General features: G+C 72.5%; 11 protein-coding genes. 8 read left to right on the top strand and 3 right to left on the bottom strand.

The window, feature by feature from the left end; genetic code table 11:
• Positions 1-81 precede the first annotated feature (81 nt).
• Entirely contained in the window at positions 82-984 is a 903-nt protein-coding gene (locus ACIA6B_RS00055; RefSeq protein ID WP_396769409.1) for an NUDIX hydrolase, read from the top strand.
• A gap of 345 nt (positions 985-1,329) precedes the next feature.
• Positions 1,330-2,241 (top strand): CDP-alcohol phosphatidyltransferase family protein, encoded by a 912-nt coding sequence (locus ACIA6B_RS00050; protein ID WP_396769407.1) that lies wholly within the window; start codon positions 1,330-1,332, stop codon positions 2,239-2,241.
• A 71-nt stretch (positions 2,242-2,312) separates the two neighbouring features.
• Here ACIA6B_RS00050 and ACIA6B_RS00045 read toward each other — a convergent pair whose 3' ends face one another.
• From ACIA6B_RS00045 to ACIA6B_RS00035, 3 genes are all read right to left on the bottom strand, one after another.
• The gene (locus ACIA6B_RS00045) at positions 2,313-3,560 is read right to left on the bottom strand and encodes a phosphatidylserine decarboxylase (RefSeq protein ID WP_396769405.1); all 1,248 of its coding nucleotides are present in this window, start codon (positions 3,558-3,560) and stop codon (positions 2,313-2,315) included.
• 167 nt (positions 3,561-3,727) lie between these two features.
• A complete protein-coding gene (locus tag ACIA6B_RS00040; RefSeq protein WP_396769403.1) occupies positions 3,728-4,294 on the bottom strand; it encodes a hypothetical protein in 567 nt (188 codons plus the stop codon).
• Positions 4,291-6,258: a PspC domain-containing protein gene (locus tag ACIA6B_RS00035; RefSeq protein WP_396769401.1), complete on the bottom strand. Its 1,968-nt coding sequence runs from the start codon at positions 6,256-6,258 to the stop codon at positions 4,291-4,293. The genes ACIA6B_RS00040 and ACIA6B_RS00035 overlap by 4 nt, the downstream gene beginning before the upstream one ends.
• Positions 6,259-6,435: 177 nt before the next feature.
• On the opposite strand from ACIA6B_RS00035, the gene ACIA6B_RS00030 reads away from it, so the two are divergent.
• The 6 genes from ACIA6B_RS00030 to ACIA6B_RS00005 all read left to right on the top strand — a co-directional run.
• Positions 6,436-7,698 carry a PspC domain-containing protein gene (locus tag ACIA6B_RS00030; RefSeq protein WP_396770195.1) on the top strand — a complete coding sequence of 421 codons (1,263 nt, stop codon included), beginning with the start codon at positions 6,436-6,438 and terminating at the stop codon, positions 7,696-7,698.
• A 2-nt stretch (positions 7,699-7,700) separates the two neighbouring features.
• A complete protein-coding gene (locus tag ACIA6B_RS00025) occupies positions 7,701-8,378 on the top strand; it encodes a response regulator (RefSeq protein WP_396769399.1) in 678 nt (225 codons plus the stop codon).
• Between the two features lie 558 nt (positions 8,379-8,936).
• On the top strand, positions 8,937-10,580 hold the full coding sequence (locus ACIA6B_RS00020; protein ID WP_396769397.1) for an ABC transporter substrate-binding protein: 1,644 nt from the start codon (positions 8,937-8,939) through the stop codon (positions 10,578-10,580).
• Between the two features lie 143 nt (positions 10,581-10,723).
• Positions 10,724-11,650 carry an ABC transporter permease gene (locus tag ACIA6B_RS00015; RefSeq protein ID WP_396769395.1) on the top strand — a complete coding sequence of 309 codons (927 nt, stop codon included), beginning with the start codon at positions 10,724-10,726 and terminating at the stop codon, positions 11,648-11,650.
• A gap of 78 nt (positions 11,651-11,728) precedes the next feature.
• Complete coding sequence (locus ACIA6B_RS00010; RefSeq protein WP_281937979.1) at positions 11,729-12,712, top strand: ABC transporter permease; 984 nt, start codon at positions 11,729-11,731, stop codon at positions 12,710-12,712.
• Positions 12,713-12,737: 25 nt separating this feature from the next.
• A partial coding sequence (locus tag ACIA6B_RS00005; RefSeq protein ID WP_396770193.1) for an ATP-binding cassette domain-containing protein occupies positions 12,738-13,252 on the top strand: 515 nt, incomplete at its 3' end.

The following is a 13,252-nucleotide window of genomic DNA, read 5'->3' as shown; positions in this document are numbered from 1 at the left end:
TGAGGTTGTCGGGACGAAATGTCCGTCCCGGGGTCGCTAACCTCATGATCGACGCTGGAACGGGTCGGGGAGGGGTGCGCGGTGGAGCGGTGGCGGCGGGTGGCGGCGTACGGGGTTCTCCGGGACGGGACGGGGCAGGTGCTGCTGGTGCGGGGGGCGGCCGAGGGGCCGTACCCGGGGGTGTGGCGGTTGCCCGGCGGCGCGGTCGAGCACGCCGAGCACCCGGCCGACGCCGTGGTGCGCGGGTTCGCCGCGGAGACCGGGCTGACCGTGGCGGTCGGCCCGGTCCGCGCCGCGGTCGCCGACGTGGCCCTCTCCCGAGCCGACGCGGTGACGGTGCACACCGACCGGCTGGTCTTCGAGGTCGAGGCCCGGGGCGGCCGGCCGCGGCCCGAGCCGGCCGGCGGCAGCGACGAGCTGGGCTGGTTCACCCCGGACGAAGCTGCCGACCGGCTGCTGATGCCGTTCACCGCCGAACTGCTCGGCCTGCCCGTGTCGCCGCTGCCGGCCGACCTGCCCCGGGCGCTGCCGGCCGCGCCGGCCACCGACCGCCGGCAGCGGTTCGCCGCGTACGGGCTGGTCACCGACCCGGACGACCGGGTGCTGCTCACCATGATCGCCCCCGGCTATCCGGGCGCCGGCAAGTGGCACCTGCCCGGTGGCGGCACCGACCACGGCGAGCAGCCGGCCGCCGGGCTGCTCCGCGAGCTGGTCGAGGAGGCCGGTCAACTGGGCCGCGTGGTCGAGTTGCTGGCGGTGGACAACCTGCACACGCCCGCCGCGCTCGGTCCGGAGGGCCGCCCGCTGGACTGGCACGGCATCCGGGTGATCTACCGGGTCCGGGTGGACGCGCCGACCGAGGCGGTGGTGACCGAACTGGCCGGCGGTTCCACCGCCCGGGCCGCCTGGTTCACCCGAGCGCAGGTGGCCGGTCTGTCGATGACCGAGGTGGCGGTCCGGGCCACCCGGCGCGGAGTGAGCTGAACCGCTCACCGAGCCGCCCTCGGCCACCTCCGGTACAGTCAGGAAGAGGGATGACGGAGAGAAATGGGCGTTGCGGCCCGAGATGGGAATAACTGAGCGGTTAGTGCGGTTGAGGCAGATATAAGTACCGCCGGCAGCTATCGCCAAGCCCCCGTCCCCTGTGCAATGGTGTACTCCGCAAATGGGCTGCCGGGCCCGAAAGGTCCGGCACGAGACAGCCGGACACCCGCCCCGACGTGGGCGGCCAGCCGATCCGGTGATGGAGGAAACGTGCCGAGAGCCCCATGGCGCCGGCGTCGTACTACTGACAGTCCGCGCCCCGCAGGGCGTCGCTGGGCGGGCCGGTTGCGCCGCAGCAGCACGTTCGCCCGCCAGGTGCTGTTGGTCCGGGTGGGCCGCCGGGACGGCCTGACCGGCCCCGGGACCGACCTGGTCACCCGCGACCGCCGCTACGCCGACCGCCAGCGCCTGCGCTACGGCCGGTTCGACGCCGACGTCGAAGCGGTACGCCCGATCAGCCCGGCGCTCGCCCCGGTCGCGCCGGTCGACGAGTCCCCGGCCATGTCGATCCCGCTGCTGCCCGGCGAGCGCACCGCCGCCCGGCGGGCCAAGTTCGCGCTTGTCAACGCGTGCACCCTGAGCAGTCTCATGCTCGGCATGCTGGCCATCTTCCTGGCCATGCAGGGCGAGGTGCGGCTCGCCGCGGTCTGCCTGATCGCGTGCGTCGCGTTCGACGGCCTCGACGGCGCCCTGGCCCGCAAGCTCGGCGTGGCCAGCCCGTTCGGCGCGCAGATGGACTCGCTTGCCGACATGTGCTCGTTCGGCCTCGCCGCGCCGGTGGTGGTCTACGCCTCGCTGGCCGGCTCGGTGCCGCCGGCCGCCGCCGCGGTCGCCTGTGCCCTGGTCGCGGCGTGCGCGGCCATCCGGCTCGCCCGGTTCAACGTCTCGCCGAAGGACGGCCGGTTCTTCTGCGGCGTGCCGACCACGATGGCGGCGATGGTGCTCGCCCTGACCGTGGCGATCGGGGTGCCGGTCCCCGGGCTGGTCATGGTCGCCGGCGTGGCGCTGCTCGCCTTCGCGATGGTGTCCAGCTTCCCCTACGCCAAGCTCGCCCGGCTGCTGAAGCTGCCGCCGTGGCTCTGGGTGGCCCCGGTGGTCGGCGCGCTCGTCGACATCCGGCTCACCTTCGCCCTCGTGGTGGTGGGCTACCTGGCCAGCGGCCCGCTGCTCTGGCTGCACCAGCGCCGCGACGCCTGACACGCGTCACGTAACGCCGAAAAGGGGTGCCGCTCGCGAGAGCGCGCCCCTTTTCGTACGTCGCGGGCGGGTCAGCGCCAGCGGGCGATGACCGTCGACCCGCCGATCACCTTGTCGCCGGGGCCGACCAGCGGGTCCGCGGCGTCGACCGGCAGGTAGACGTCGGTGCGCGAGCCGAACCGGATCAGCCCGAAGCGCTCGCCCTTCGCCAGCAGCGAGCCGACCGGTGCCCGCTGCACGATACGGCGCGCGATCAGGCCGGTGCGCTGCGCCACGACCACCGTGCCGTGGTCGGTGTCCAACACCGTGTACGCCGCCACGTTGTGCTCGGCGTCCGGCTTCATGGCGTTGACGAAACCACCGTCGGCGACGAAGTAGTCGACCACCTTGCCGGCCACCGGCGCCCGGTTGACGTGCACGTCCAGCACCGACAGGAAGACCGCGACCCGCAGCCACTCGCCGTCGCCGAAGCGCTCGTCGGTGAGCCGCTGCACGGACAGGACCTGGCCGTCCGCGGAGGCGACCACGGCCGACGGGTCCTCCGGGACGTCCCGCTGCGGGTCCCGGAAGAACGCGGCCACCGGCGCCGCCGCCAACGCCGGCACCAGCCAGAGCTTGGACTTCGGCCGGGCGGCCCGGGCCAGGGCGGCCAGGCCGAGCGTGATGCCGGCGGCGGCCACCCCGTTGGAGTCGATGTGCATCTGCCGGGTCACCGGCACGCTCGACGGCCGGTACGCCGGCGACAGCGAGGCCGCCAGCGCGGCCGGCGCCGGGGTGAGGCGCAGGTGGTGCACGCGGACCGGCGGGGAGTTGCGCAGCACCACGTCGGTGCGGACGCCGTGCAGCACGCCCTGCCGCTCCAGCTCGGGGCCGGCGCCCTCGGTGCGGAACAGCGGCGCGGCGACGCTGAGCACCGCGCCGTCGGCCAGGTACTTGGACAGGCCGTCCACCGCGGCACGGGCCTCCTCGGCGGTGCCGGTGAACGGCTCGGCGACGAACACCACCGCGGCGGCCTCCGCCTCGGTGAGCGTGTCGACCACGCGTACCCGGTCGGCGACCCAGCGGCCCTGGGCCGTCACGTGCTCGCGGAGCGCCGCCGCCGCGGCGCCCTCCGCCGGCACCACGACCAGCCGGTCGCCCGGGAGCAGCGCCTCGATCGCCGCGGCCAGCACCGCGGACTCCGGGGTCGCGCCGACCAGCAGCCCGGTCTTCGGGTCGTTACGCCGGGCGAACTCGCTGACCAGCGTGCGGGCGGCGCGCTCGCCGAGGCGGACCGCACCGGACGGACCGGTGACGCGCACGGCGGGGGACTGGGTCATGTCGGACGAGCTCCTGACGCGGTAGGGACGGACGGGGACCGCTACGGCGACGCGACCGGCCGGGGCGGAACGGGAGCGCCGGGCGTGGTCGGGGCGGCCCGGCCCGGACGGCGGGTTCTCCCTCGACCCAGCATAGGCCGCGCCCGCGGGCCGCCGCACCGGCGCGGTCAGGCCGGCGGCTCCCCGGGGGTACGCCGTCCGGCCGGTGGCGCGACGGCTCCCGGGTCGACCGCGGGCAGCTCGCGGGTGGCCGGCCCGGACCGGTCCTCCGGCTCGGCGGTGGCCGGTTCCCCGGTCGCCGGTCCGGCCGCTGACCGGCCCGGCCCGTGCTCGGCCGGCAGGTCCTCCCGCGCCGACGCCGGCGCCTCGGTCACCGCGTCGGTGGCCCACTCGTCGGCCCGCTCGGTCGCCGGGCCGACGCCGGCCGGGGTGCCGTCCCGGTACGGCGCGGCCACCGTCGTCTCCGCCCCGCCCGGCTGCCCGTGCCGGTCGGGCCGGTCGGGCTGGTCGAGCTGGTCGAGCTGAGCCGGTGCCGCCGGCCGGTCCGGGCCGCGGACCGAGCGCAGCGCGCCGACCAGGCCGAGCAACCCGATCACGACCAGCCCGCCGGCCAGGAACCAGCCCACCGGGGGCACGTCCAGCCCGAGGATCCGGGCCAGCAGCCACCAGAGGGCGAGCCCGAGGAAGACAAGTCCGAAGGCGAACGACACGATGTCCGTACGGTGGGCCTTCACCGGGTCACCTCCAGATTGCCGGCGTTCACGTGGACGTAGAGACGCAGCTTGCCCCCGCCGGGGCCGTCCGCGCCGGCGTCGGTGCTCTCCCAGCGGCGACCGCTGAGCCCGCCGGTGTGCCGGCCGAAGACGGTGGCGTCACCGGCGTTCACGTCGGCCACCGTGGTCACGTCCACGTTCGCCGGCACGACCACCGTCGCGTTGCCGAGGTTCACGTCCACGGTCACCTGGATGTCCTGCTTGTCGAAGTCGATGGCCCGCAGGTCGAGCACCGCGTCACCGAGGTTGTTCTCGTACCGGTCGGCCAGGTCGCGGCGGTCGGTCGGGGCCCAGGTGACGTTGCCGTCGATGCCGCGCACCCGGTCGTAGGACTCGGCGACGGTGGCGACGCCGAGCGCCGCCGCCGTCACCAGACCGAGAGCGATCAGCCAGCGGGCGCGGCCGAACCAGGTGCCCACGAGCAGCCCCAGGCCGATGGTGGCCAGCGCCGCGGCGAAGTAGCCGGCCGCGCTGACCGGGAACACGCCGAGCAGGTCGAGCATCGCCACCAGGCCCAGCGCCAGGAAGATCAGCGAGAACGTGATCGCGCCGAGCGGGGAGCGTTCCTTCGGCCGCTTCGGCGGGCGGGGCGGGCGGGCCGGCGCCGGGGCGGGCGGCGACCCGGCGTACGGGCCGTGCGGGGCGAACGGCGGACGGTAGCCGCCCGGCGGCAGCGGCGCGCCCACCGGGGCGGGCGGGGGCACGGTGGCCGGCCCGCCGAGCGGTGCGCCGGTGGTCGGCGCGGCGGGCCAGCTCGGGACCGCGCCGGGGCCCGGCCCGGCACCGGTGTCGCCGGCCGGCGGCGTCACCGTGGGCAGCGCGGCGGTCTCCGGCTCGGACCGGACCGGTCGGGTGCCGGCCGCGGCGGGCCAACCCGGGGCGGGCAGCGGCGCGGTCGGGTAACCGATCCCGGCGCCGGGGGCCGGTGCGGGCGGGTAGCCGGGTCGGGCGTGGCCGGGCGGCGTGGCCGGGTAGCCGGGGAACGGGGCAGCCGGGTAGCCGGGCTCGGCGGGGACGGGCGGGTAGCCGGGCTCGGCGTCCGCGTGCGGTGCGGCGGGGTGGCCCGGCTCGGTCCGGGTGGAGGCGGTGACCGGGTCGCCCACCGCTGGCCGGGGGGCCGGTGGGGAGCCGGCTCCGGGCGGGCCGGCCGGCCAACCCGGCGTGACCTCGACCGGTTCGTCGGTCCGGGACGCGGTGCCGGCTCCGGCCGGCGGCGGGTACCCGGCCGGTCCGGCCGGCCACGGCGGGACCGGTGGCGGCGGCCCGGATCCGGCGGGCGGCCCGGCCCAGGAGGCAGCCGGTGGCGTGGGGAACGGCCCGCCGGGCGGCGGCACCGGACCGGGGTACGCGCCGGCCCGGGGCACGGGCCCGCGCTGGTCGCGGTTGAGCATCAGCGCGCCGCCGATCAGGATCACGGCGCCGAGCAGGATGGCCCGGAAGCCGTCGGTGACGACGTACGCGAAGCCGACCGCGACCACGATGCCGAGCACGATGACGGTGACCGGGGACATGCTGGAGCGGCCCCGGCCGAGCATCGACTCCACGGGTGAGGCGGAGTCGCCCTCCCCGGGGATGATCAGCCACGCGGCGACGTAGACCAGGATGCCGATGCCGCCGAAGAAGCCGAGCACGGCCAGCAGGACGCGCCACAGCACCGGGTCGGTGTTGGTGGCCCGGCCGATGGCGGCGCACACCCCGGCCAGGTAGCGGCCCTCCCGAGGGCGGACCAGCCCGTACCGGGTGGTGAAGCCGGCGGCGCCGGGCGGTGGGGCGTACCCGCCGGGGGGTGGATCGGCGAACGGCGCGCCGCCGCCGGGCGGTGGGGGCGTGTCGTCGGCGGTGGGGGCCGGCCCCGGCGGGGGCGGCGGTGGATCGTCCTGTGCTGCCGCCCAGGGGCGGGGCGGACGGGCAGCGTCCTCGGTCATGCCTCCGATAGTGCTGCCCCGGCCGCCCGGACGACCTCCGGAACCGACCCTGACCCCACCCTGAGATCCCCCGGCGGGGAATGTCCGGGGCGTCCCCGTGGTCCGGGGCGTTCCGATCGTGTGACGATCGGGTCGTCGGCCGCCGCCGGCACCTCGCGCCGAACCGGGAGTCCGAAGATCAGCAGCACCGTCACGCCGCATCCCCCGCGCCTCTACCGGGCCACCGAGCACCGGTTGGCCGCCGGGGTGGCCGCCGGCATCGCCGAGCACCTGGGCATCCCGGTGCTCCGGGTCCGGGTGGCGTTCATGGTGCTGCTCGGGCTCAGCGGGCTCGGGCTGCTGCTCTACGCCGCGTTCTGGGCGGTGGTCCCGCCCCGGCCCGGCGACACCGCCGTGCCGCCCCGCCGCGACCTCGCCCAGTTGCTGCCGTTCGTGGTGATCGGGTTGGGCGTGCTGCTGCTCCAGGTGGTCGCGTTCGACTCGGTCGGGGCGGCCGGCACCGCCGGCTGGCTGGTAGCGATCATCGCGGTCGGCGCCGGGGTCATCTGGCACCAGTCCGGCCCGGAACGCCGCCGGCAGTGGGGCGACTCGGCGGTGCCGTGGCTGGGCGCGGTGGTGGAGGAGAGCGACCGGCGGGCCTTCGTGCTCCGCTTCATCGGCGGCGGCGTGCTCGTCGCGGTCGGCATCATCGGCGTGGCCGCCGTCTACTCCCCGGCGCAGAACTTCGACGCGGTGCTCAACGGCGTCATCTTCGCGCTGGTCGGGCTGGCCGGCGTGGGCGTGGTGACCGGCCCGGTGCTGTGGCGCACCTGGAACCAGCTCCGGTCGGAGCGGGAGGGGCGGATCCGCGAGCAGGAGCGCGCCGAACTCGCCGCCATGGTGCACGACCAGGTGCTGCACACGCTCGCCCTGATCCAGCGCAACGCCGCCGACGTCAAGACCGTGCAGCGGCTGGCCCGGGGGCAGGAGCGCTCGCTGCGCAACTGGCTCTACAAGCCGGCCGCCTCGCCGACCGAACGCTTCGCGGCGGCGCTGGAGCAGGCCGCCGCCGAGGTGGAGGACACGTTCGCGATCACGGTCGAGGCGGTGGTGGTCGGCGACCGGGAGACCGACGAGCGGGTCGGCGCGCTCGTCGCGGCCACCCGGGAGGCGCTCGTCAACGCGGCCCGGCACGCCGGGGTGCAGACCGTGTCGCTCTACGCCGAGGTGGAGCCGGAGCAGGTCAGCGCGTTCGTGCGGGACCGGGGCAAGGGCTTCGACCCGGATACGGTGGAGAATCACCGGCACGGCGTCCGGGGTTCGATCATCGGCCGGATGCAGCGGCACGGCGGCCGGGCGGAGATCCGGTCCGAGCCGGGGGAGGGGACGGAGGTCCGGCTGATCCTGCCGATCAGCGGCTCCGGCTCCGGCGCCGGCTCCACGGCGGAAAGGGACAGATGACCATGTCCGAGCAGGAACCGGTCGAGGGTGCGGCGCCGCGAGGGCCGCTGCGGGTGTTCCTCGTCGACGACCACGCCATGTTCCGGGCCGGCGTCCGCGCCGAGCTGGGCACCCGGGTCGAGGTCGTGGGCGAGGCCAGTTCGGTGGCGGAGGCGGTGACCCGGATCGCGGTCACCCAGCCGGACGTGGTGCTGCTGGACGTGCACATGCCGGACGGGGGTGGCCGCGCCGTGCTGGAGGCGATGCGGCGTACCCACCCGCAGGTGAGGTTCCTGGCGCTGAGCGTGTCCGACGCGGCCGAGGACGTGATCGGGCTGATCCGGGCGGGCGCCCGGGGGTACGTCACGAAGACCATCTCGCCCGAGGAGCTGACCGACGCGATCCGCCGGGTGGCCGACGGCGACGCGGTGTTCAGTCCGCGGCTGGCCGGGTTCGTGCTGGACGCGTTCGCCTCCCGGCCGGACGCGCCGGTCGCCGATCCCGAGCTGGATCAGCTCACCAACCGGGAGCGCGAGGTGCTGCGGCTGCTCGCCCGGGGGTACGCGTACAAGGAGATCGCCAAGGAGCTGTTCATCTCGATCAAGACGGTGGAGACGCACGTCTCCAACGTGTTGCGCAAGCTCCAGATGTCGAACCGGTACGAGCTGTCCCGCTGGGCCGCCGACCGCCGGCTGGTCTGATCGCCGGCATCCTCGTCCGCCCGGTCGGCGGAGGTGCCCGCACAGTCGACGAGGACCTCAGCCGTACGGGTAAAAACTGCGCGTACCCGGCGCTCGTTCGGGCGTTCCGTGGCGGGCCGCAGACGGCCCCCACACCGGCGGTACGGGGTGGTATCGATCGAGGTGGGCATGTCGTGCCTGGTCAGAGACGTGTGATCCGCGTCATTTGTGATCTTTTCTCAAGTATCGGCGACGTGGCGGGCAACTAACGGCTTGATAACGGCACCTTCACGGAAAGGGCCGGTGGGTGTCACAGTGGCAGCACCTCACCCCCCGGTGTGAGGCATCTCGTCGGGCCTGCCGACCACGGAACGCCGCCACCGCGCCGCCCCGTGGTTGTCGCTCCTGCGTGATGTCCTCGTCGAAGGGTGTGGCGCCCGGCGGATCGGTACCCCAGGGGTGTCCCGATTTCCTCTGCGGTAAACCGGCGGCCTGTGGTTCGGGTCGTCGGCGGTGTCACCCCCCACACGTGCGTGAAACCCACGACGGAACCAGGTTAGAAAGAGGAGGCCCCTCGCAATGAGAGTCTCGAAGCGGGCGAGCGGCGCGCTCGCGGTGGGCGCGGCATTCGCGCTCGTCGCGTCCGGCTGCTCCAGCGGGAACAACGACGGTGGCGACACCGGCGCGAGCAAGGACGGCGCCATCGTCATCGACGGCACCCAGCCGGAGAACCCGCTGGTTCCCTCGAACACCACCGAGACCGGTGGCGGCAAGATCATCGACTGGGTGTGGAGCGGCCTGGTCGAGTACCCCAACAACGGTGGGGCGCCGCAGAACCTGCTCGCCGAGTCGATCGACACGAGCGACTCGAAGGTCTTCAAGATCAAGATCAAGCAGAACACCAAGTTCCACGACGGCACCACCGTCAAGGCCGAGAGCTTCGTCAAGGCCTGGAACTGGGCGGCGTACGGGCCGAACGGCGCGCAGAACGCCTCCTTCTTCTCCGACATCCAGGGCTTCGGCGACGTCTACACCGAGGACCCGGACGGCCCGGACGGCCCGAAGAAGGCTCCGGAGCCGAAGGCCAAGGAGATGTCCGGCCTGAAGGTCGTCGACGACTGGAACTTCGAGGTCACGCTCTCCGCGCCGACCGCCGTGTTCCCGGTGAAGCTCGGCTACAGCGCCTTCATGCCGCTGCCGGACGCGTTCTTCGCCACCACCCCGGCGGAGTTCGGCAAGAAGCCGATCGGTAACGGCCCGGTCAAGCTCGTCTCCTGGCAGGACGACGTCGAGATCAAGCTGACTCGTTTCGACGACTACAGCCTGCGCGACAAGATGAAGATCAAGGACGTCACCGTCAAGATCTACCAGGACGACACGGCGGCCTACAACGACCTGCTCGCCAACAACCTGGACTTCCAGCAGCAGGTTCCGGTCTCGTCGCTGGCCGGCGACAAGTGGAAGACCGACCTGGGCGAGCGGGCGATCCAGACGACGGTTCCGTCGACCGGCATCATCGCCTTCCCGATCTACGACAAGCGCTTCACCAACCCGAAGCTGCGCAAGGCGATCTCGCTGTCCATCGACCGGCAGGCGATCACCGACAAGATCTTCTTCGGTAACCGCAAGCCGGCCGACAGCTGGGCCAACCCGCTGACCCCGGGCGCCGAGCCGGGCAACTGCACCGCCTGCAAGTTCGACGTGGCCCAGGCCAAGCAGCTCCTCCAGGAGGCCGGTGGCTTCCAGGGCAAGCTGACCCTGTCGTACAACGCGGACGCCAGCCACAAGGAGTGGATGGAGGCCGTCGCCCAGCAGATCAAGACCAACCTGGGCATCGACGCGGTCGCCGTCGGCGTGCCGACCTTCGCGGTCTTCCGTGCCAACATCAACAACTACAAGATGACCGGCATGTACCGCGCCGGCTGGCAGCAGGACTACCCGGACGTCGAGAACTGGATCAACCCGCTCTACGTGACCGGTGGTTCCTCGAACGACGGCAAGTACAGCAACCCGCAGGTGGACGCCCTCGCCAAGGAGGCCTCCGCGGCCCCCAGCATCGAGGAGGCCCACAAGAAGTTCGCCGAGGCCGTCAAGCTGATCGACCAGGACGTCCCGACGATCCCGATCTACTTCAGCGGCGAGCAGTCCGGCCACTCGGAGAAGATCAAGAAGCTGGAGCTGACCAACGTCGGCGAGCTCGACATCACCTCGGTCGAACTCTGATCCGAACGGTCTGACCCCGGGTCGGGCTCGCCTACCGGTGAGCCCGGCCCGGGGCCGTTCCGCGAGGGGGTGTACAACAAACCCCTCGCACGTTGTCGTCACCGCGTCGGGTGCCCGGCGCTCCCTGTCTGGAGGACCACCCCATGGGCCGTTATCTCTTGAGACGGCTGCTGCAACTCGTGCCGGTGTTCATCGGCACGACGTTCCTGATCTACTGGCTCGTCTGGTCGGTGCCCGGTGACCCCTTCGCCGGCAAGTGCGGGGACCGCGGTTGCCCGCCGAACTACCGGGCCATGATGACCGAGAAGTACCATCTCGACGACTCGATCTGGGTGCAGTACGCCAGCTACATGAAGAACCTGTTCCAGGGGGACTTCGGTGTCACGTTCGGCGGTCGCGAGATCAGCGACATCATCGCCACGTCGTACCCGAACACCCTGAAGCTGGCGGTGGTCGCCCTCGCCATCGAGGCCGTGATCGGTCTTGGCGCGGGCATCCTGACCGGTCTGCGACGCAACGGCTTCCTGGACAACCTGGTCCTGGTCTCCACCCTGTTCCTGATCGCCCTGCCGGTCTTCGTCATCGGCTTCGTGCTGCAGTGGGTGCTCGGCGTCAAGTGGGGCATCATCAACCCGACCGTCTCCAACGAGATGCGGTTCAGCGAGTTGATCGTGCCCGGTTTCGTGCTCGGCAGCGCCTCGATGGCGTACATCGCCCGGGTGGCGCGTACGAGCATCGCCGAGAACCGGCGGGCCGACTACGTCCGCACCGCGATCGCCAAGGGCCTCCCGATGCGCCGGGTGGTCGGCGTGCACCTGCTCCGCAACTCGCTCATCCCGGTGGTCACGCTGCTCGGCACCGACCTCGGCGCGCTGATGGGTGGCGCGATCGTGACCGAGGGCATCTTCGGCATCAACGGCATCGGCCGGCAGGTGCTCCGCTCGATCGTCACCAAGGAGAGCGCTACCGTTGTCGGCATCGTGGTGGTGCTGGTGGTCGTCTACCTCGTGATGAACCTGCTGGTGGACCTGCTCTACGCCGCCCTCGACCCGAGGATCCGCTATGAGTGACGAGCGCCGCAGCGAACGAATCGTCCCAGCAGTCTGCGCGGGCAACCACGCCCGCGCCGAGCGCAGCGAGGTGCGGGCATGAGTGACCCGAGTACCGCGTCGATCGTGTCGACGCCGCCCGCGACCATGCCCACCGAGGCCGGGTCCGGCGCACCCACCAACGCCGGCCTGCCGGAGAGCGCCAAGCAGCAGAAGCCGCGTGGCCTGCTCGGCGACGCCTGGCTCGACCTCCGTCGCAAGCCGCTGTTCTGGATCTCCGCGGCGTTCATCCTGCTCTTCATCGTGATGGCCGCGTTCCCGTCGCTGTTCACCTCCGGCGACGCGGTCAACGGCGCGCTGGAGCGCAGCCGGGTCGAGCCGTCGTCGTCGGCCTGGTTCGGCTACGACGTGCAGGGCCGCGACGTCTACTCCCGGGTCATCTACGGCGCCCGCGCGTCGATCGTGGTGGCCCTGGTGTCCACCATCCTCACGCTGCTGTTCGGCGGCGCGATGGGCATCATCGCCGGCTACCGCGGCGGCTGGGTGGACGCGGTGCTGTCCCGGGTCGCGGACATCTTCTTCGGCCTGCCGTTCGTGCTCGGCTCGATCGTCATCCTGACCACGTTCAACGGCTCGGGCACCGACAACGGCGAGTGGACGATCATGGGGCTGGTCATCCTGTCCCTGAGCGTGCTGAGCTGGCCCGTGGTGATGCGGCTGATGCGCTCCTCGGTGCTCGCCACCAAGGAGGCGGACTACATCGTCGCGGCCCGCGCGCTGGGTGCCGGCACCGGTCGGATCATTCTGAAGCACCTGCTGCCCAACTGTCTGGCGCCGCTGCTGGTCTACGGCACGATCATGGTGGGTTCGTTCATCGGCGCGGAGGCCACGCTCTCCTTCCTGGGTATCGGCCTGAAGAGCCCGGTGGTCTCCTGGGGCATCATGATCAGCGAGGCGCAGAACTACATCCGGGTCTCGCCGTTCCTGCTGTTCTTCCCCTCCGCGTTCCTCGTCACCGCCGTGCTGAGCTTCGTGATGCTCGGTGAGGCGGTCCGCGAGGCCCTCGACCCGAAGCTCCGTTAGGGGAACTGAGTTGTCCGACATTCTCGTGTCCGAGCAGTCCGCGGCCGGCGCCGACGGATCCGGCCGCCCCTCGGGCCGCCTGCTCGAGGTCGACGACCTGCGGGTCGAGTTCCGCACCCGGGACGGCGTCGCCAAGGTCATCAACGGTGTGACGTACCACGTCGACGCGGGGGAGACCCTCGCCGTGCTCGGCGAGTCCGGCTCCGGGAAGAGCGTCACCGCGCAGACGGTCATGGGCATCCTGGACACCCCGCCCGGGTTCGTCACCGGCGGCGAGGTCCGCTTCCACGGCAAGGACATGCTCAAGCAGTCCGCCGAGCAGCGGCGACGGATCCGTGGCGAGGGCATCGCCATGATCTTCCAGGACTCGCTTTCGGCTCTCAACCCGGTTTTCACCGTTGGTTTCCAGATCGCTGAGCAGTTCCGTATCCGGCGTGGCCTGAGCCGTTCGGATGCCAAGAAGCGTGCGATCGAGATGCTCGACCAGGTGAAGATCCCCAACGCCAAGGGTCGGTTCAGCAACTATCCGCACCAGTTCTC

Origin of the sequence: Micromonospora sp. NPDC051141, assembly GCF_044455765.1 — a bacterium.
Taxonomy (GTDB): Bacteria; Actinomycetota; Actinomycetes; order Mycobacteriales; family Micromonosporaceae; genus Micromonospora.
This window is presented reverse-complemented; position numbering and strand designations above follow the sequence as displayed.